This window comes from Priestia sp. SB1, assembly GCF_038898415.1.
The window spans coordinates 591,081-608,199 of sequence record NZ_JBBJSS010000001.1; the positions used below are offsets into that span (position 1 = coordinate 591,081).

Annotated in this window: 21 protein-coding genes; 3 read left to right on the forward strand and 18 right to left on the reverse strand. The window is 38.7% G+C overall.

Translation table 11 applies throughout. The annotated features are described in order from the left end of the window. Window positions 1-11 precede the first annotated feature (11 nt). The 14 genes from accB to WKH56_RS03075 all read right to left on the reverse strand — a co-directional run bounded on the left by accB (window position 12) and on the right by WKH56_RS03075 (window position 9,337). Complete coding sequence (gene accB / locus WKH56_RS03010) at window positions 12-518, reverse strand: acetyl-CoA carboxylase biotin carboxyl carrier protein (RefSeq protein ID WP_063248526.1); 507 nt, start codon at window positions 516-518, stop codon at window positions 12-14. A 352-nt stretch (window positions 519-870) separates the two neighbouring features. Next, the gene (locus WKH56_RS03015) at window positions 871-1,521 is read right to left on the reverse strand and encodes a SpoIIIAH-like family protein (protein WP_230683451.1); all 651 of its coding nucleotides are present in this window, start codon (window positions 1,519-1,521) and stop codon (window positions 871-873) included. A gap of 7 nt (window positions 1,522-1,528) precedes the next feature. Then, a complete protein-coding gene (gene spoIIIAG / locus WKH56_RS03020; protein WP_028411595.1) occupies window positions 1,529-2,191 on the reverse strand; it encodes a stage III sporulation protein AG in 663 nt (220 codons plus the stop codon). Continuing rightward, entirely contained in the window at window positions 2,188-2,817 is a 630-nt protein-coding gene (gene spoIIIAF, locus WKH56_RS03025) for a stage III sporulation protein AF (protein WP_224980536.1), read from the reverse strand. Before spoIIIAF ends, spoIIIAG begins: the two co-directional genes overlap by 4 nt. Continuing rightward, a complete protein-coding gene (gene spoIIIAE / locus WKH56_RS03030) occupies window positions 2,814-3,998 on the reverse strand; it encodes a stage III sporulation protein AE (RefSeq protein ID WP_013059149.1) in 1,185 nt (394 codons plus the stop codon). The genes spoIIIAF and spoIIIAE overlap by 4 nt, the downstream gene beginning before the upstream one ends. A 24-nt stretch (window positions 3,999-4,022) precedes the next feature. Continuing rightward, window positions 4,023-4,406: a stage III sporulation protein AD gene (spoIIIAD, locus tag WKH56_RS03035; RefSeq protein ID WP_013059150.1), complete on the reverse strand. Its 384-nt coding sequence runs from the start codon at window positions 4,404-4,406 to the stop codon at window positions 4,023-4,025. Window positions 4,407-4,426: 20 nt separating this feature from the next. Beyond that, window positions 4,427-4,633, reverse strand: a complete 207-nt coding sequence (gene spoIIIAC / locus WKH56_RS03040; protein WP_013059151.1) for a stage III sporulation protein AC — start codon at window positions 4,631-4,633, stop codon at window positions 4,427-4,429. A 19-nt stretch (window positions 4,634-4,652) separates the two neighbouring features. Next, window positions 4,653-5,165 carry a stage III sporulation protein SpoIIIAB gene (gene spoIIIAB, locus WKH56_RS03045; protein ID WP_074677470.1) on the reverse strand — a complete coding sequence of 171 codons (513 nt, stop codon included), beginning with the start codon at window positions 5,163-5,165 and terminating at the stop codon, window positions 4,653-4,655. A gap of 6 nt (window positions 5,166-5,171) precedes the next feature. Beyond that, a complete protein-coding gene (gene spoIIIAA, locus WKH56_RS03050) occupies window positions 5,172-6,119 on the reverse strand; it encodes a stage III sporulation protein AA (protein ID WP_028411598.1) in 948 nt (315 codons plus the stop codon). 65 nt (window positions 6,120-6,184) lie between these two features. Next, window positions 6,185-6,466, reverse strand: coding sequence for a YqhV family protein (locus WKH56_RS03055; RefSeq protein WP_028411599.1), 282 nt, complete (start codon window positions 6,464-6,466; stop codon window positions 6,185-6,187). A 138-nt stretch (window positions 6,467-6,604) separates the two neighbouring features. Beyond that, entirely contained in the window at window positions 6,605-7,162 is a 558-nt protein-coding gene (gene efp / locus WKH56_RS03060; protein WP_013059155.1) for an elongation factor P, read from the reverse strand. Window positions 7,163-7,181: 19 nt separating this feature from the next. After that, on the reverse strand, window positions 7,182-8,240 hold the full coding sequence (locus WKH56_RS03065; protein ID WP_033579709.1) for a M24 family metallopeptidase: 1,059 nt from the start codon (window positions 8,238-8,240) through the stop codon (window positions 7,182-7,184). 1 nt (window position 8,241) lies between these two features. Then, a complete protein-coding gene (gene aroQ, locus WKH56_RS03070; RefSeq protein ID WP_013059157.1) occupies window positions 8,242-8,679 on the reverse strand; it encodes a type II 3-dehydroquinate dehydratase in 438 nt (145 codons plus the stop codon). A 121-nt stretch (window positions 8,680-8,800) separates the two neighbouring features. Further along, a complete protein-coding gene (locus WKH56_RS03075) occupies window positions 8,801-9,337 on the reverse strand; it encodes a YqhR family membrane protein (protein WP_028411601.1) in 537 nt (178 codons plus the stop codon). Between the two features lie 313 nt (window positions 9,338-9,650). Here WKH56_RS03075 and WKH56_RS03080 point away from each other — a divergent pair, with 313 nt between their 5' ends. Together WKH56_RS03080 and WKH56_RS03085 are read left to right on the forward strand one after the other, a co-directional pair. Continuing rightward, window positions 9,651-10,607: a DUF1385 domain-containing protein gene (locus tag WKH56_RS03080; protein WP_014458240.1), complete on the forward strand. Its 957-nt coding sequence runs from the start codon at window positions 9,651-9,653 to the stop codon at window positions 10,605-10,607. Between the two features lie 48 nt (window positions 10,608-10,655). Then, window positions 10,656-11,054 carry an SA1362 family protein gene (locus WKH56_RS03085; RefSeq protein WP_013059160.1) on the forward strand — a complete coding sequence of 133 codons (399 nt, stop codon included), beginning with the start codon at window positions 10,656-10,658 and terminating at the stop codon, window positions 11,052-11,054. Window positions 11,055-11,084: 30 nt separating this feature from the next. Here the strand turns inward: WKH56_RS03085 and WKH56_RS03090 are convergent, their stop codons facing one another. The 4 genes from WKH56_RS03090 to WKH56_RS03105 form a co-directional block, all read right to left on the reverse strand. After that, window positions 11,085-11,966 carry a patatin-like phospholipase family protein gene (locus WKH56_RS03090; RefSeq protein ID WP_028411603.1) on the reverse strand — a complete coding sequence of 294 codons (882 nt, stop codon included), beginning with the start codon at window positions 11,964-11,966 and terminating at the stop codon, window positions 11,085-11,087. Window positions 11,967-12,068: 102 nt separating this feature from the next. After that, the gene (mntR, locus tag WKH56_RS03095; RefSeq protein WP_013085004.1) at window positions 12,069-12,500 is read right to left on the reverse strand and encodes a transcriptional regulator MntR; all 432 of its coding nucleotides are present in this window, start codon (window positions 12,498-12,500) and stop codon (window positions 12,069-12,071) included. A gap of 286 nt (window positions 12,501-12,786) precedes the next feature. Beyond that, complete coding sequence (locus tag WKH56_RS03100) at window positions 12,787-15,345, reverse strand: vitamin B12-dependent ribonucleotide reductase (RefSeq protein ID WP_221778860.1); 2,559 nt, start codon at window positions 15,343-15,345, stop codon at window positions 12,787-12,789. A gap of 312 nt (window positions 15,346-15,657) precedes the next feature. After that, entirely contained in the window at window positions 15,658-16,491 is an 834-nt protein-coding gene (locus tag WKH56_RS03105) for a lipoate--protein ligase family protein (protein ID WP_013085005.1), read from the reverse strand. 229 nt (window positions 16,492-16,720) lie between these two features. Between WKH56_RS03105 and WKH56_RS03110 the strand changes: the two genes are divergently transcribed. After that, complete coding sequence (locus WKH56_RS03110) at window positions 16,721-17,104, forward strand: rhodanese-like domain-containing protein (RefSeq protein WP_049166196.1); 384 nt, start codon at window positions 16,721-16,723, stop codon at window positions 17,102-17,104. The last annotated feature ends 15 nt before the right edge of the window (window positions 17,105-17,119 follow it).

Genomic DNA, 17,119 nt, shown 5'->3' on the forward strand with positions numbered 1-17,119 from the left:
TTTACCGCTCCTTATTCAGGCTTTACTAAGAAAAGAGGTTGACCGTATTCTACAAGTTGTCCATTTTCAACTAATACGTCAACGATTTCACCTTTAACTTCTGCTTCGATTTCATTAAATAATTTCATTGCTTCTACGATACATACAACCGAATCTTTTTGTACTTTATCTCCAGGCGTTACGTATACATCTGATTCTGGCGATGATGACGCATAGAATGTCCCTACCATCGGAGATGTAATTTTATGTAAGCTTTCATCAACCGCTGGGGCCGCTTGTTCTTCTTTTGGCTGAGCAGACTGTGCTGCTGGGGCTGGCGCTGGAGCCGCTGCTGCCTGCGGTGCAGGTGCTACTGCTTGTTCAGGTGCCGAAACCACTACTTGCTGCGCTTGTTTGGAAACAATTGCGTCTTTTTTCTTCATCTTGATTTTGGAGCCTTCGTGCTCATAGGTGAACTCCTCGATTGATGATTGATCAACTAGTTTAATGATCTCACGGATCTCTTGAATTTTTAACATATTGAACACTCCTACCTCATGAAAATAGAATTCTCTACAATGTTAATAATACGATAAATGGCTACAGCCATTCAATTCGTTTGGCAAACATTAAAAAGAAGTTCCACTTACTCTATAATAACTTTTTAGCGTTATTGTTTTATAAATGGAAACATAGCTTTACAGATGACAATACTTATGAAAACATTTGTCACCTAGTACTAATATAAGATTATGAAACCTATTATAACCGAAGTAAAAAAAGAAAGCCATGTTAAAATTTTTCCCGTCTCGCTTAGATTTTAGTCATTTCATAAAAAAAGAAGTGTAAACAACCCAAATTTGCGGCTGTTTTACACTTCTTTTATTCCCTTTATTTAGTTGGCTGAAACTCTACCGCTACTTCTTTTGGACCCATTTCTTTTTTGACTAGCTGAATGATTTGATTGGCTTTTGTTTTTGAGTGTTTTTCTGTCTTAACGGTAATTTGCACTTGTTTTCCATCTGCTCTTACTAGCGCGTCGCTGTATCCTTTTGCTTTAATTAATGTTTCGAGTGTTGCTTCTTTTTCCCCGAGCTTTGATAATTCATCGATTTTATCCATCGCTTTGCTTACTTCTGCAGGCGTTACATTTTTTGATGCCGCTACTTCCTGATACTCTTCTTTCAGCTGACTTCTTTCATCATTTAATTCCAAGCGGAGCGCCGTAAATAGCTCGTCGCTATCTGTGCTTGATACAACCGCTGATTCTTTTGCATTTTTAGCCGTTTCCTTTTTTACATCTTCTGCTGAGCCTTCAGTTTTTGAACCTTCTTTTGTTCCTGATTTCTCATCTGCCTGTTGTTTTGTATCTTCTGCAGGAGCCTTGTCATCAGCCTGTTTTTCGCTTTGTTTTTCATTGTCTACTAGCGCAACATTACTCTGAGGATTTTCTGGCGTTGTCATATAGTACACCGATAACACAACAACTAAACTTAACATTGTTAATAACCAAACCGTTTGCTTTTTTAATAACATATTCATTTCCCCCTCATCCTTTTTTCGCTAATACTGCTACTCTATGACTTGGTATATCGAGCGCTCTTGTCACGGCTTCAATAATAGATTTCTTTACCTCGATATTATCAGCTCCTTTAGCGACAACTAACACACCTCTGACTTTTGGCTTTTCGGTTTTGACTACAACAGGCTTTTCTTGTTCTCCACTTCTTACAATGACCAGCTGTTCATCTGTTGAGGAATCTTCAACTTTACGAGTCCCTCCTTCACGGTCCGTCTCGTTGGTCGTTTGCGATTTTGTCACGCTGTTTTTTTCATATATTTTGGATTCTGTTGCATCTAGGTTCACAATTACTTTTACCTTACTTACGCCTCTAACTTGATCTAAAATATCTTTCAATTCTTCCTCATACCGCTCTTCATAACCTGTCATCGTTGTTGTCTTTTTGGAGCTAAAAGCGGGAATATCTTGTGATACGGGTGGTGCGCTGGTTTCTTTGCTTGCACTCTTTAATAATCCGCCTGAATTCATAGATGTTGTGAGTGAGTTGCTAAATACCATAAAGATAACGCCTGCAGCTAGTAAAATACCTATATACATTAACTTTGAAGGTTTCTTCGTAGTTGATGACTGTTTAAGTGAAAAGAACCGCTGAAAAAATGATGGGTCACCTTTTTCTGGCTTTTGACTCATTTCGTGTCTCCCTCCTCCATATTCACAACAACTTGGCCTTGTTTTACATCCCATTTTGCTGCTAAATAGTTGGATAATTTCTTGGATTCTGTTGGTTTGTTTGTTTCGATCGGTGTGGAGGTATCAATAGAAATAACTTTCACAGCTGAAACAACCTCGGAATCACCCGATGCTTTTTTACTTACGGCAACTGAAATGGATTTAATATTATCAGCGGTAGGTTCGTCGTTCGGCTTTTTTGTTTCAATGTGAATTCGATCAATTGCTACACCATACTGATCCATCAACTCCTCTTTTACATCTGCCTCCATTTGGACAGCCATTTGTTCTAAAATATATGCACGTTGTGAAGCTTGTATTTCTTTTTTCTGATTTTCTATTGAATTTTCTACCTGTTGATCGGATCGAATAGATGATAAGCTAAGTGATTTCAGCATTTGATTAACATCCACTTTAAAAATTTGAAAAACGGGTGTAATAATAATCAGCATCAAAAGAAGTCCAACCACCAGCTTCGTATACTTTTGAAAACTAGAATTGGGCAACAGTAAATTAATAATGGTAGCTAATAAGATAAAAAGAACGATATTCGTAATCCACGTCGTTAAGGCCTGCAATTTCTTCACCTCACCATCATTGTGACGTTGCTCGCTGTAATGATGACCGTTAAACATAAGAAAAACATAAGCGAGACAACAGCAAGCGCCGCAAAAATATAGATGACGCTTTTGCTGATAATGCTCAAGCAGGAAATAACCGGTCCTCCTCCAATGGGTTGAAGAAGAGCTGCTGCTAGCTTATAGATAAAAGCGAGCGTTAACACTTTAATAGCCGGAAATGCGACGATTAACAGTAAGACTGCTACTCCAGCAATCCCTACTGAATTCTTTAATAGAAGCGAGGCACTGATGACTGTATCAGCCGCATCTGTGAACACACGTCCTACAACAGGTATAAAGTTCCCTGTGACGAACTTTGCCGTTCGAATCGTAATACCGTCAGCAACAGCTGATGTGGCACCTTGGACGGATAGCACACCTAAAAAAACAGTTAGGAATATTCCAAGCACGCCAATGCTTATATTTCTCAACAGCTGAGCAAGCTGTGTAACCTTATGCTCATCTGAAATCGTACTCACAATGCTAAGCAGTGCTGAAAGAAAAAGCAGCGGCATCACTACGTATTGAATAAGCAAACCGCTGGTGTTCATTAAAAACAAAATCATCGGATGAAAAAAGGCTGCCGATACAACTCCTCCTGATGATGCCATTAAGGCAAGCAGCAGCGGCACCAGAGCTAAAATGAATTTGGTCATGGTCTCGATCGCTCCTGTTGCATAAGAAATAGCAATTTGAAAACTATTAAGAGCAATGATGATCAAAACCATATATACAAGCGCATACGCTACTTTACTTACGGTTTGCTGATTAAACGCACTTTGGAGCGTTTGCAAAAACACGCTAAAAACCGTTAGCATAATGAGTGTACCGAGGAGCTTTCCATTCGCTAATACTTCGTGAAATAAAAACTTTACAAGACCTCCTAGCCATTCTTTAAGAGAGAACTCTTTTTCTCCTTTTAAAAAATCGACTAAACTTCCCTTCTGACTCTCGGGTAAAAAGCCACCGTATTGGGTAATAATATCGTCCCAAAACTGTTTGACTTCATCGATACCGAGCTTATCAATTTGTTCATTGACAAGTTCTTGCTGCTTCGGGGGTTCGGAAGCTTGTACATTTTCTGGAAAGAAAAAAAAGAGGAACAAAAGAAGAGCGAGTATATTCACTTTAAACGTCCACCGCTTCATTTCGTCACCTCATATTAAGTAAAATTAATTGGGCAGCATTGAAATAATCGTTTCAATAATGACCGTCAAAATAGGAATTGCCATGGAGAGAATCAGCACTTTTCCACCTAATTCAATTTTAGAAGCAATGGCACCTTGTCCTGCATCTTTCGTAATTTGAGCACCAAATTCGGCGATATAGGCAATACCAATGATTTTCAAAATGGTTTCCACATAAATCATGTTAACGTGGGCATTGATCGACAGCCGCTCGACCATCTTAATAATCTCGTAGATTTGATCAATTAAAAAAAGAAAGATCACGGATCCCACGAATACGACAAGTAAAAAAGCAATAGGTGATTTATGTTCTTTTAAAATGAGTGCCAAAAATGTCGCTACTAATCCTAAGCCCACAATTTGAAGCATTTCAATGGCAAATCACCCCTCTACCCTTGAAATAAAAAAACCGATTTGATTTTTTGAAATAAGTCCTCCACAATCGAAGCAACCATAAATAAAATATAAATAAAACCGATGAGGGTAACCCAATTCGCGTAATCTTTTTTTCCCATCTGTTCGAGTACGGTGACTAAAAAAGCTACGACGATACCAATCCCAGCAATCTGAAAAATGGTGTTCATATCAATTCCCACATTCAATCCTCCTCCATCGCTACATCAATAGGATGACCAGTAGCAATCCAGATAGAAAGCCTAAACTTTTAACCATTTTTTCATAGCGATTCTGCTTATCAACTGCATCTTGTTCTTCGCGTTCGAGATGGTTCAGCGTCAGCAAAATATGCTTTTGCTGCGAATAACGATCATGCTGACCAAGCGTTTCACCAAATTGTTTTAAGATTTCCAGTTCTCCTGTTTTAAGTGCGGTTTGTTTCCAAAATTGGTCCAACGTCTTTTCCCAAGCTCCCTTGACACTTTCAGTACCTTCTTTTAATTTCATGGAAAACTCACTAAATAAAGAAGCTAAAGGGTTAGGAAGCTGTAGAGATAACAAATGAGCAACTTCTTGAAGAGGCCGGTTGCTGTACATAATTTCCGCTTCTAACGACCGAAGAGCCGTTTTTAATTGCCTGAGCTGCCTAGGTCTTTCGCTAAGCTGCTTTGCAAACTCAAATCCTGTGTAAGTGGAAGCAAATAAGATAAAGATGGCACCAAACAGTTTCATACACCATCACCCTTTACTATTTTCAATAAGCGACTTTTCAGCGGTCAATTTCATGGAGTTATAATGCTCATCATAGATAGCCTGAAGTGTTCCAGGACCTCGGCTGTTCGATAGCACAACATACTTTTTAAATACGTGAAGTTTCATTAAAGCTTGCAAAGTGGGACGCTTCATTAAATCGTCAATGTCATACCCATGAACAGTCATAATGACACGAACACCAGCATTAACGGCTTCAAGTACGGCCTTACAATCTTCTTCACTTCCAACTTCATCCACGATCAGTACATCGGGACTCATGGAGCGAATCATCATCATCATGCCTTCAGCTTTCGGACAGCTATCTAATAAATCCATTCTAGATCCGAATGTATGCTGAGGAACCCCTTTAACAGCCCCAGCAATTTCTGATCGTTCATCTACAATCCCTACTTTAAACGGAGGAATCTTAGAGCGCTCTATGCCAGTGCTTATTACTCTGGCTAAATCACGAATCATGGTTGTTTTTCCTGTTTGAGGAGGTCCTATAATGACCGTACTTTGCCAATAGCGATTGTATAAAAAAGGAATAAGCTGATTCGAAATGCCAATCTTTTGTTTAGCAATCCGGATATTAAAGGATGATACATCACGAATCACACGAACCTGTCCATTTTCCGTTACAACTTTTCCCGCTAGTCCAACCCGGTGTCCGCCTTCAATGGTGACATATCCTTTTTTTAATTCTTCTTCAATCATATAAATCGAAAACTGGCTTAGTTTATTTAAGATAAATAAAGCATCTTCTGCACTTGGAAGATACGATTCGAAATAAGGCTGATTGTTGATTGTAAATTCGACAGGTCTTCCTATGCGCACTCGAATTTCTTCTAGCACATGAGAATGGTTTGTGACATAAAATTCAACAGTCTTTTTTAAATTAGGCGGAAAAATTGCAAGTATTTCGTTTAACATATTCATCCCCTCATATTTGAACTCACTTCAATGTATTATGAGCTTGACCATTTTATGCCTACCTTTTATTTAAAAACACCGATTAAAATGAAGAGCACTCCTATTACAATCATGATTAATTTTCCAAAAGATAATTGATCTGCTACGGACACTAAACCAATGGTGAAAGAACTCACCATTACAATCGGACCAACAAGCGCTAGCATTCCATTAATCATTAACGCTTTTTTCACATCATTGTTTGTGACAATTAAAATAGCGGCAATAAACTCAATAAATGAAGAAATAAATCGAAGGCACGCCATCGTTAATACCGTACCGTTTAAATGATCCAACCACTGCTTCATAAGCCCCTCCTATATCTCTGCGTTGTTTAGTACAACCTATGCAAAATAAGGAAGGGTTAGCACAAAAAAACACACAAAAAAGGCAGAGAATCATTCTCTGCCTTTTTCGTGTGTTTACAGCTTGCTTACACGACCGAATTACGCGCGTGATACGTAGCTGCTGTCTGTTGTGTTAATAATTAATACGTCGCCTTCATTTACGAAGAAAGGAACGTTTACTGTTAAACCAGTTTCAACAGTTGCTGGTTTTGTACCGCCAGAAGCTGTGTCACCTTTAATACCAGGTTCAGTTTCTGTTACTTTAAGCTCAACTGTGTTTGGAAGTTCAACACCTAATGTCTCACCTTGATACATCATAATTGCGACTTCCATATTTTCTTTTAAGAATTTTAGCTCATATTCAATTGCACTCGCCGGAAGCTCTAATTGCTCATAAGACTGGTTGTCCATGAATACGTGCTGATCGCCGCTTGCATATAGATATTGCATTTTACGATTATCAATTTGAGCTTTTCCTACCTTTTCACCTGCACGGAACGTTTTTTCTTGCACAGCTCCTGTACGAAGGTTACGTAGTTTTGAGCGAACGAATGCAGCGCCTTTACCAGGCTTTACGTGTTGGAAATCCATTACACGCCAAATACCCCCGTCTACTTCTACTGTCAAACCTGTACGAAAATCATTTACTGAAATCATGAAGAAATCCTCCTACATTTTATAAAATAATGAACTCTTTTGATGAGTGCGATAATGCCTCATTACCTTCTGCTGTGACGACCGTATCATCTTCAATACGAACGCCCCCTAAGTCTGGTATGTAAATACCTGGTTCAACGGTTACAATCATACCTGGCTGCAGTACATCTGTAGATTTCACAGAAAGCGATGGGCCTTCATGTACTTCTAACCCTACGCCGTGACCGGTCGAATGTCCAAAATACTGGCCGTATCCGTGTTCTGTAATATAATCACGCGTTAGCGCATCTGCTTCTTTACCCGTCATACCTGCTTTGATACCGTTCATTCCGTTAAGCTCTGCTTGCAGTACGACATTATAAATTTCTTTTAGCTTATCACTTACTTCACCGACGGCAAATGTTCGTGTGATATCTGAACAGTAACCATTATAGTATGCGCCAAAATCAAGCGTTACAAGTTCGCCTTTTTCAATTACTTTGTCAGAAGCAACACCATGCGGTAAAGCCCCGCGATGCCCTGAAGCAACAATTGTATCAAAAGATGAAGATGTTGCGCCTTGTTTTCTCATAAAGAACTCCAGTTCATTCGATACTTGAAGCTCTGTTAAACCAGGACGAACAAAGGTTAAAATATGTTCATATGCTGCATCTGCTATTTTTGCAGCTTCCTTTAATATCTTAATCTCTGAGTCACTCTTTATCAAGCGTAAGTTTTCGATTGCGTGCGAGATTGGAACAAGTTCCGCTCCGATATGCTTATCAAATAATTGATGCTGTCCATATGTAACATAATTCTGTTCAAAACCAAGCTTTTTAATTCCAAATTGTTTCACTACATTCGCTACTTCTTCTACAATAGGACCCTTGTGCTGAACGATATCAAAACCTTCTGTTTGACTAGTTGCTTGTTCAACATAACGAAAATCTGTTACAAATGCCGCTTTGTCTTCAGAAATGATAACGACACCAGCAGATCCTGTAAAATTGGTCATATAGCGTCTGTTATATTCACTTGTAACGACAACACCGTCTACATTCAACTTTGAAAACTGTTCGCGTAGTTTTTCGATTTTCATTTTATTTCCCCCTTAATTGTAAAAGTGCCTGCAGAGCAAGCTCGTATCCGTATAAACCTAACCCGACAATTTGACCATGCGTAACAGGTGCCGTCACCGAATGGTGGCGAAACTCTTCACGCTTATGTACGTTCGAAATATGCACTTCAATAACAGGAACAGATATACTGGCAATCGCATCTCGAATGGCATAACTGTAGTGAGTAAAAGCACCAGGATTGATCATAATCCCATCAAACTTCTCATCCGCTTCGTGAATCCAGTCGATAATTACACCTTCGTGATTAGACTGTACGCACTCAACTTCTACCCCATGGTCTCTGCCTGCTCGCTGAAGCTTCTCTTCAAGATTTTGAAGATTATCTGTCCCATATACCGCTGGTTCGCGTACGCCTAAACGGTTTAAATTAGGACCGTTTATTACTAAAATCTTATTCATCTTATTTCAACACTCTCCCCTACTACGAACCCTTTATGCAGCTCACTTGTGTGAATCTACACTTTATTTTTCTTTTTAAATCATTATATAGAATATATTAGCATACGTTGGAACATTCACACTACTTATTCGCCGTTTGAAAATCTGTAGATTCGTCTTTTGTTTGAAGCTCTGCCGCTTCAAAAGAAATGGAATATCCGATGAATACACCATATAAAATATAAATACAGAGGGATGAAATAATTGTGTTAGCTGGAAGCTCTCCAATTGTTTTCAAGTTAGGAAAGAGCGGATTCAAAACAACGAATACGATTGCCCACCATAATAAGCCGTAAGCAAAACCTATCCAAATTGTTTTAAACTTCTTTAATAGGACGTAGTATAACAACCCGACAACAATAGATAATACCCCTATGAGAAAAATACTGACGATAACACCTATTCCTTTATCCTTCCAATCACCTAATGCCCATGGATCTAAAAGCATATTTGGATTGATAACACTAAAGCTAAACAGATAATTTAAATAGCCAATAAAGCTCCAGAAAACCCCTCCAAAAAAGGAAATAAAGATGGCTTTAAATAAAAAAGATATTTCCTGTTTATGCGTAGGTTGGTTATCCTGTTTTTTTTCATGCTGTTCTTTAGGTTCTGACATATTAATCACCTCTTGATGTAGTATGGACTTTTTTCTCATTTCCTACCGACTCATTTCTAAGTTTTTACGTTTATTACTCTTCCTATACGCAAGAAGGGCGCCTGATATCGCAGAGACATTTTAAAACTACTTCGCACAGAGTTTCATAAACAAATTTTATAAATGAAAGGAAAAAAATTCATATGAAGGGTGTGGAGATGAAAAATATTGGCTAAACTAGATAACATGCATCCGCCTAGAGGTTTATTTGATTTTGCTGTAGAATATAAAATACTAAGAAGTCTAGTCTAGTTAAGTTAGGTTGGTGCCTGAAATGTCTAAATTACAAAAACCTGCGTATGGTGGTCAAGCCGTTATAGAAGGTGTCATGTTCGGTGGCAAACGTATGATGGTGACGGCTATTCGCCGCAAAGATCAATCTATTGATTATTTTCATTCAAAAAGAAAATCAAATTCCGTACTCACTGCTTTAAAAAAAATTCCTTTTTTACGAGGAATTGCTGCTATTGTTGAAGCCAGTGCAAACGGTACGCAGCACTTGAACTTTTCCTCTGAACGCTATGACGTGAATCCAGAAGATGATGCTCAAGTAGCAGCAGAACAACAAAAAGAGAAAAAAGAATCAAAACTATCTTTAATATTTGGCGTTGCAACTATTGGTGTAATATCCTTTCTTTTCGGGAAAGTACTATTTACATTGATTCCTGTGTTTTTAGCACAATTGACACGTCCTGTTTTCACTTCAAGTGTAGCTCAAGTTTTTATTGAAGGAGTATTTAAACTATTATTGCTCCTTGGCTATATTTATGTGATTTCACAAACGCCACTTATTAAACGGGTGTTTCAATATCATGGAGCAGAACACAAGGTCATTAATGCATATGAAAACAATGCTGAACTTACGGTAGAAGCCGTTCAAGCACAATCTCGACTTCATTATCGCTGCGGAAGTAGCTTTATCCTCTTTACCGTAGTTGTAGGAATGTTTGTCTACCTGCTAGTTCCAACGGATCCTCTTTGGTTACGAATTGTGGATCGCCTTGCATTAATTCCAGTTGTCCTTGGTTTATCATTTGAAGTGTTACAGTTAACCAATAAAGTTCGTCATGTCCCTCTTCTTCGCTTTTTAGGTTATCCCGGTTTATGGCTTCAGCTTTTAACAACCAAAGAACCAAAAGATGATCAAGTTGAAGTTGCGATTGCTTCATTTAAAGAACTTTTACGCGTTGAAAATGAACTTTCTTCTACCACTGACGAACAAGTTGTCTAATCCACACCGTTTTGCTTTCTTTTTTTACTATTTTAGGAGGTGAACAAAATGAGACGTCCATTCGTGAAACCACTTGTATATGGTCTAATCGGGTTAGGAGTCATTGGCTTTGCATTTACGTTGATTACAGATCCAGCTGTTTTATTACGTCAAGCAGGTTATATTTTTCTGTTTATCATTTTGTTTTACTTAGTTTATCGGTTTATTCTCCGCCCTTCTCAGACAAAAGGTCAAGATAGAGGCTATGTGCGCGCAGTAAAGCAATCGAAACTGCGTCAAAAAGAAAAAGAGCGAGGAAGCAACAAAGTTGATATGCATACGTACCGAAGCTCAAATAAGCGCCCGGTATCCAAATCAACGAAACCGCTAAAGAAAAAGAAAAACAACTCACACTTGACCGTCATCGAAGGTAAAAAAGGAAAAAAGAAAAATAGAGCATTCTTTTAAAAAAACAAGGAGAAAAGCCTCCTTGTTTTTTTAATAGCACCATTTTTTCAAAAATGCCCTTGTACGCTTTTTGCCAAACGCAATCAGCTCTTCCTTCCGTTCTTCTGTGAGGGTAAATTCTGTCGCAAAAACTTGATTAACAGGTAAAAAGATAATATTTTTTTCGTGACGTTTTGAAATATGTCTTGCATCGTGCGCATCTTTCATCGTCTCAAAAAGCGCACTGAATAAACCAACGGCATTTTTAATTTTATTCCGTTCTCTCTCTTCATCCTTCGGACTCAGCTTCACACCAATTACCGGTCGTTTCTTCAAACTTTTATCATCATCAAATAAAAAAATTGGAAAGTTGCTTAACACTCCCCCGTCGACTATTAAACTGCTTGGAGTAGATTTTAATTTAACCGGCTCAAAAAAATATGGAATGCTGCAGCTCATCCGAACGGCTCTTGCTACAGAAAAACGATTCGGATCAATGTGATATTTAGGCAAATCATCTGGAAGAACAAGCATCGTACTGTTGGTCAAATCTGACGCAATAATACGCAGCGACTGATCAGGCAAATCAGCAAATGTACGAATTCCTCTGCTCCGCAACTTCTCAGCAATCCACTTTTCAAGCCTTTCTCCTTTATATAATCCCATTTTCCAATATAAAAACAGCCATTTTGTCAAGCTCGATGGTAAAAAGGACATTCTTTGATCTAGGAAAGAAGATAACTCAATTTCATTCATCATTTCAACGATTTCTTCACTTGTATAACCAGCTGCTACAAATGCACAAATAATGGAACCCGCACTCGTTCCCGCTAACCGCCGAAAAATAAAGCCTTTTTCTTCTAGAGCTTGTAACGCACCAATCAGTGCAAGCCCTTTAATACCGCCACCTGAAAATACTCCGTCGACGTACACAGCCTCTCCTCCAAACTACCTACTCTACATTTGTAGTCGACTCAGCAACAAGTTATGATAAAAAGAAAAAAAGCAGTGACGCTATTGGCCGCTGCTTTTCCCTTATAATTTTTGCTCTTCTTCATTTCGTTTCTGTACATTGCGAAGATCTTGAATACGGTTATGATTTTCTTCAAAGTATTGAACCAAGTCCCCAATTCGATCAATGGAATTCCAGCTTAAATGATGTTCAATTCCTTCTACGTCATCATAAATATTCTTCTCATCCACGCCAATGATTCGCAATAGCTGCTCTAAGAGCTCGTGGCGATAAACAAGACGTTTTCCAATCTTCTGTCCCTTAGCTGTTAAAACAAGGCCTCGATATTTTTCGTAAATTAAGTACTCATCTTTGTCTAGTTTTTGAACCATCTTTGTTACAGATGAGGGGTGAACCGCCAATGCATCAGCAATATCAGACACTCGAGCGTATCCTTTATCTTCAATTAGCATATATATTTGTTCAATATAATCTTCCATACTCGGTGTAGGCATGAAATCTCCCCCAATTAATATTATGTATTGCTAATAATAAGTCATAAATGTCTGTTTCTTATAGTGATATCGTGTTCATGTTTGATAATCTATGTGAAAAAAAACGTGTAAATAAAGCGATGTCATAAGATAAAACTGGATAAAAGACATTCAATTAAAATCATACTACAATGCTTATTCAAATACAAGAACCGTTCTCTCCCGCTTCTTATTTATGCCCCATTTTCATACATAATAAAAGCCGACTCACTTGAGTCAGCTTTTACTAGTCAATCATGATTAAAAATTAAAGGCCGCATTTCAGCTGTGCACCACAGTTTGTACATGTGTTGCATCCGCCCATTTCCTCTACCGTTCCTTGACGGCAAACCGGACACGTATTACCTACTTCAGAACCGATTGTTACATCAGTTGAACGAATTTCATTAATTGTATCAACTAACACAACGTGTGGTTTTGTTTCTTCTTTTGGCGCTTCAATTTCTTCATCAAACGTATTTTCTTCTGCTTTTAGCGTTAAGACTTGTGCATCACGGCTTCCGTCTACGTACACCGTACCGCCTTTTGCTCCGCCTTTATACAGACGCTCGTACACTTTTTGAACTTGCTCTACCGTGTAACCACGAGGAGCGTTTACTGTTTTACTAATTGAGCTATCAATCCAGCGCTGAATCACACATTGCACGTCCGCGTGAGCTTGTGGTGCAAGTTCCATAGCTGAAATGAACCATTCAGGAAGATTGTTTGGATCTGCTTCTGGATGCTGATCTAAATACTCTTGAACGATATCAGCTTTCACTTCAATAAACTTACCCAAACGACCGCTTCGGAAGTATGAGAATGAGAAATAAGGTTCAAGACCCGTTGATACTCCAACCATTGTTCCAGTACTGCCAGTTGGCGCTACTGTTAATAAATGAGAGTTTCGGATACCGTGCTCTTTAATGTTTTCACGAATATCTTCAGGCATTTTTTTCATGAAGCCTGTATTTGTGAATGCTTCACGTAAAGAAGCCGTTTCAGCATCTGTTTCGCCCACTAAGAACGGGAAGCTTCCTTTTTCTTTTCCAAGCTCTACAGACGCGCGGTAAGCCGTCGTGGCAATTGTTTCAAACACTTTATCTACTAACTCATTGCCTTTGTCAGAGCCGTATTCTGTTTCACAATAAATAAGAAGATCGTGAAGACCCATTACACCAAGACCAACGCGGCGTTCGCCAAGCGCTTGCTTTTGGTTTTCTTCTAAGAAATAAGGAGTTGCATCAATAACGTTATCTTGCATTCTAACGCCCGTTTCAACCGTTTGACGTAGCTTTTCAAAGTTAACTGTTTTTGTTTCTTTATCTGCCATTTGCGCTAAGTTAACAGCAGCTAAGTTACAAACAGAGAATGGTGCAAGTGGTTGTTCACCACATGGATTCGTTGCAACAACGTGCTGACCATATGCTTGAGCATTTGTCATGTCATTGGCATTGTCGAAGAAGAAAATGCCTGGTTCAGCTGAGTACGTTGCACAAATATTAATTAAGTTCCATAGCTCTTTTGCACGGATAGTACGGTACGTACGAACTTTGTTTCCTTGTTTTGCCCACTCGCGCACGTCGCCTACTTCGTGCCAGTTTTCATTGTAGTTAGCCATTTCTTCTTTTGAATAGCTTTCTACGTCTGGGAAGCGAAGTTCGTATTCACCGTCGTTTTCAACAGCATCCATAAAATCTTTTGTTAAGCATACAGAAATGTTTGCTCCTGTTAAAAACTCTGAGTTATGAACGCTGTACGTTCCGCCTGTTTGCAGCTTTTCTTCTGCATCTTTAATGATTTTTTCACTGAACCCACCAAGACCAGGAATTTGTTTATAGTTAATGATTCCTTGGTACATTGCTTCTTCAGACTCTGTTAGCGGCGTGAACTTCAATTTATCTTGAGCGTGCTTTTTAATCATTTCGTCATTTGTGTTTTCAATTAAGAAACGTAAAATGCGAGGGTTTTGCATTTTAGAAATAATAAACTCTACAATGTCAGGATGCCAGTCGGCAAGCATGATCATTTGAGCCCCACGACGCGACCCACCTTGCTCAACAAGATGCGTCAGTTTAGCAATATCATCCAACCATGAAACCGAACCAGATGATTTGCCGTTTACACCGCGAGCCAGCGTGTTGCGCGGGCGAAGAGTTGAACCATTAGTTCCAACACCGCCTCCGCGGCTCATGATTTCCATTACTTGTTTGCGGTGTTCTGAAATACCTTCGCGTGAATCTTTTACATAAGGCATTACGTAACAGTTAAAGTAAGTTACGTCCGTGTCAGCACCTGCACCATAAAGAACGCGGCCAGCGGGTACAAAGTTTAGCTGAACAAGCTCTTGATAGAACTTTTCAAACCACTCTTTGCGCTTTTCTTCTGTTTTTTCCACAGAAGCTAAGCCTGTTGCATTACGTTTTGCAATTTGCTCATAGAAGACCTCTAGAGGTTTTTCAATGACATCTAAAGAACGAGTAATTAACCCATTTTCTGCTTCTTCAGGTGATAAAGCTCCTCTAAACTCATCTTCTACCTTGACAACAGCGGTTTTTTGCTCAAAATTAATGCTTTCCACATAGCCAAGTCCTCGTGCTGGAAATTTTGGGTCTTCCTTTACAGTTAGAACAACAAAATCTCCTTCTGATAACGTTAATTTTTCCGTATCTTTAAACGCATAGCGGTCTAACATTACCAATCTTGAAACACCTTTATGAGTTAACTTCATATCCGGTGTAATCGGATGTACTTGCGGAAAGCGTTCAATATCTGAATTGAGCTTTTCAACATTCATATTCACTTTTTGATTTAACAAAACAGTCATTCTCACAACTCCTTACCTATCGAACATCTATAAATTTATTAACTCTATTTCCTTTTAAAGGAAATAGAGTTTTTCAATCAACTATCAATAACTTACCACACGGCTTGGACGAATTCAATATATAGTATTTGACACTTCTCCAAACATCTACATATAGAAGGGTGTCAAGTGAAATATTTTTTTTTTCGTAAAAAAAGTGTTTGACTTTTCTTCCCTATGTATTCTATTAGCCCAGCATTGTTTCTAAAAATTCCAATAAAAAGTGCAACTTATAAGAAGTTGCACTTTTATCTATTTACCATCCGCATTCGTTTAGCGCTTAAAGTTCCATTCATCCGATCCGTACTTTGTGCGCGCTAGTTCTTCTACATATGCTTCCTCTTCTTCAGATAGTGTATACGGTTCTAAATCGATATCAAGAGCAGAAGCAAATCCTTTATAAAACGCTTCTTTTGCTTCTTCGATAGAAATTTTGCGGCCCGCAATTGCATTGATGGCTACCGCTTTAGAACGAAATGCGCGCTGCATTCTTTCTTTCACGCGGTCATTTGGATAATTAAACACGCTGAATAATTTATCTTCATCAATCTCTAACAGAATAGAGCCGTGCTGTAGAATAACTCCTTTTTGTCTAGTTTGGGCACTTCCAGCAATTTTGCGGCCCTCTACAACAAGTTCATACCAAGAAGGAGCATCAAAGCACACGGACGAACGAGGGTTTTTTAAGCTATTTTTTTCTTCTTCTGAACGAGGAATAGCAAAATAAGCCTCGAGCCCTAACGAACGAAATCCTTCCAGTAAACCTTCAGAGATGACGCGATATGCCTCTGTAACTGTCTTAGGCATATTAGGATACTCTTCAGATACAATGACGCTGTAAGTAAGCTCTTCATCATGAAGCACGCCCCTGCCGCCCGTTGGACGTCTCACAAAGCCTAATCCTAATTCTTTTACTTTATCAAAGTTAATTTCTTTTTCAGCTTTTTGAAAATAACCGATTGACAGCGTTGGAGGGTTCCATCCGTAAAAACGAATCGTAGGTGGAATTTCTCCTTTACTATGCCATTCTAATAACGCTTCATCTAACGCCATATTGTAATAAGGCGAACGGTTGTTGGAATCAATAAATCTCCACTTTGCTTTCATCTACCTCATCCTCAGCTATATGTAATATAAAAATAAATCCGTTTTTTAGTCTACCAAAAGATTGAGCTAAGGAAAAGCAAAGAGCAACATAAAACTGTGAATTCAAATGTGGTAGTTTTTTCATTTCGGGGAAGAAATCCGCTAGATTCAAGGCAAAATCGCTTTACTTCTAATTTCATTCACTTATATAATAAGAGTATGGATTTTGTCGAAGAAAGGAAGAATCAGCATGTCACCAATTACAGCAGTACTCATTTTACTTGGAGTAATCATCATATACTCTGTCGTTATGTTCTTTATCCAACGTCGCATTATGAAAACGTTAACTGAAGAAGAATTCCGCAGCGGCTACCGCAAGGCACAGCTAGTTGATATTCGCGAACCGAATGAATTCGAAAACGGACATATTTTAGGCGCACGAAATATTCCTCTTTCACAGTTCCGTATGCGCATTAAAGAATTTCGTCCGGATCAGCCTGTGTACATCTATTGTCAAAGCGGAATGCGCACAGGACGTGCAGCACAAATGCTTCGTCGCCACGGTGTTAAAGAAATCTATGATTTAAAAGGCGGCTTCAAAATGTGGAACGGTAAAGTAAAAAAGAAAAAATAATGGTATGTATATAGA

What these genes read in the sequence shown, in the direction of transcription:
- WKH56_RS03075 (WP_028411601.1), bottom strand. Translation starts at nt 9,337, where the DNA reads ATGTCAGAACCTAAAGAACAGCATGAAAAAAAACAGGATAACCAACCT.
- WKH56_RS03085 (WP_013059160.1), top strand. Translation starts at nt 10,656, where the DNA reads ATGAGACGTCCATTCGTGAAACCACTTGTATATGGTCTAATCGGGTTA.
- WKH56_RS03100 (WP_221778860.1), bottom strand. Translation starts at nt 15,345, where the DNA reads ATGACTGTTTTGTTAAATCAAAAAGTGAATATGAATGTTGAAAAGCTC.
- WKH56_RS03105 (WP_013085005.1), bottom strand. Translation starts at nt 16,491, where the DNA reads ATGAAAGCAAAGTGGAGATTTATTGATTCCAACAACCGTTCGCCTTAT.
- mntR (WP_013085004.1), bottom strand. Translation starts at nt 12,500, where the DNA reads ATGCCTACACCGAGTATGGAAGATTATATTGAACAAATATATATGCTA.
- WKH56_RS03110 (WP_049166196.1), top strand. Translation starts at nt 16,721, where the DNA reads ATGTCACCAATTACAGCAGTACTCATTTTACTTGGAGTAATCATCATA.
- spoIIIAA (WP_028411598.1), bottom strand. Translation starts at nt 6,119, where the DNA reads ATGTTAAACGAAATACTTGCAATTTTTCCGCCTAATTTAAAAAAGACT.
- spoIIIAE (WP_013059149.1), bottom strand. Translation starts at nt 3,998, where the DNA reads ATGAAGCGGTGGACGTTTAAAGTGAATATACTCGCTCTTCTTTTGTTC.
- spoIIIAG (WP_028411595.1), bottom strand. Translation starts at nt 2,191, where the DNA reads ATGAGTCAAAAGCCAGAAAAAGGTGACCCATCATTTTTTCAGCGGTTC.
- WKH56_RS03065 (WP_033579709.1), bottom strand. Translation starts at nt 8,240, where the DNA reads ATGAAAATCGAAAAACTACGCGAACAGTTTTCAAAGTTGAATGTAGAC.
- accB (WP_063248526.1), bottom strand. Translation starts at nt 518, where the DNA reads ATGTTAAAAATTCAAGAGATCCGTGAGATCATTAAACTAGTTGATCAA.
- aroQ (WP_013059157.1), bottom strand. Translation starts at nt 8,679, where the DNA reads ATGAATAAGATTTTAGTAATAAACGGTCCTAATTTAAACCGTTTAGGC.
- WKH56_RS03080 (WP_014458240.1), top strand. Translation starts at nt 9,651, where the DNA reads ATGTCTAAATTACAAAAACCTGCGTATGGTGGTCAAGCCGTTATAGAA.
- WKH56_RS03015 (WP_230683451.1), bottom strand. Translation starts at nt 1,521, where the DNA reads ATGAATATGTTATTAAAAAAGCAAACGGTTTGGTTATTAACAATGTTA.
- spoIIIAB (WP_074677470.1), bottom strand. Translation starts at nt 5,165, where the DNA reads ATGAAACTGTTTGGTGCCATCTTTATCTTATTTGCTTCCACTTACACA.
- efp (WP_013059155.1), bottom strand. Translation starts at nt 7,162, where the DNA reads ATGATTTCAGTAAATGATTTTCGTACAGGTTTGACAGTAGAAGTAGAC.
- spoIIIAD (WP_013059150.1), bottom strand. Translation starts at nt 4,406, where the DNA reads ATGCTTCAAATTGTGGGCTTAGGATTAGTAGCGACATTTTTGGCACTC.
- WKH56_RS03055 (WP_028411599.1), bottom strand. Translation starts at nt 6,466, where the DNA reads ATGAAGCAGTGGTTGGATCATTTAAACGGTACGGTATTAACGATGGCG.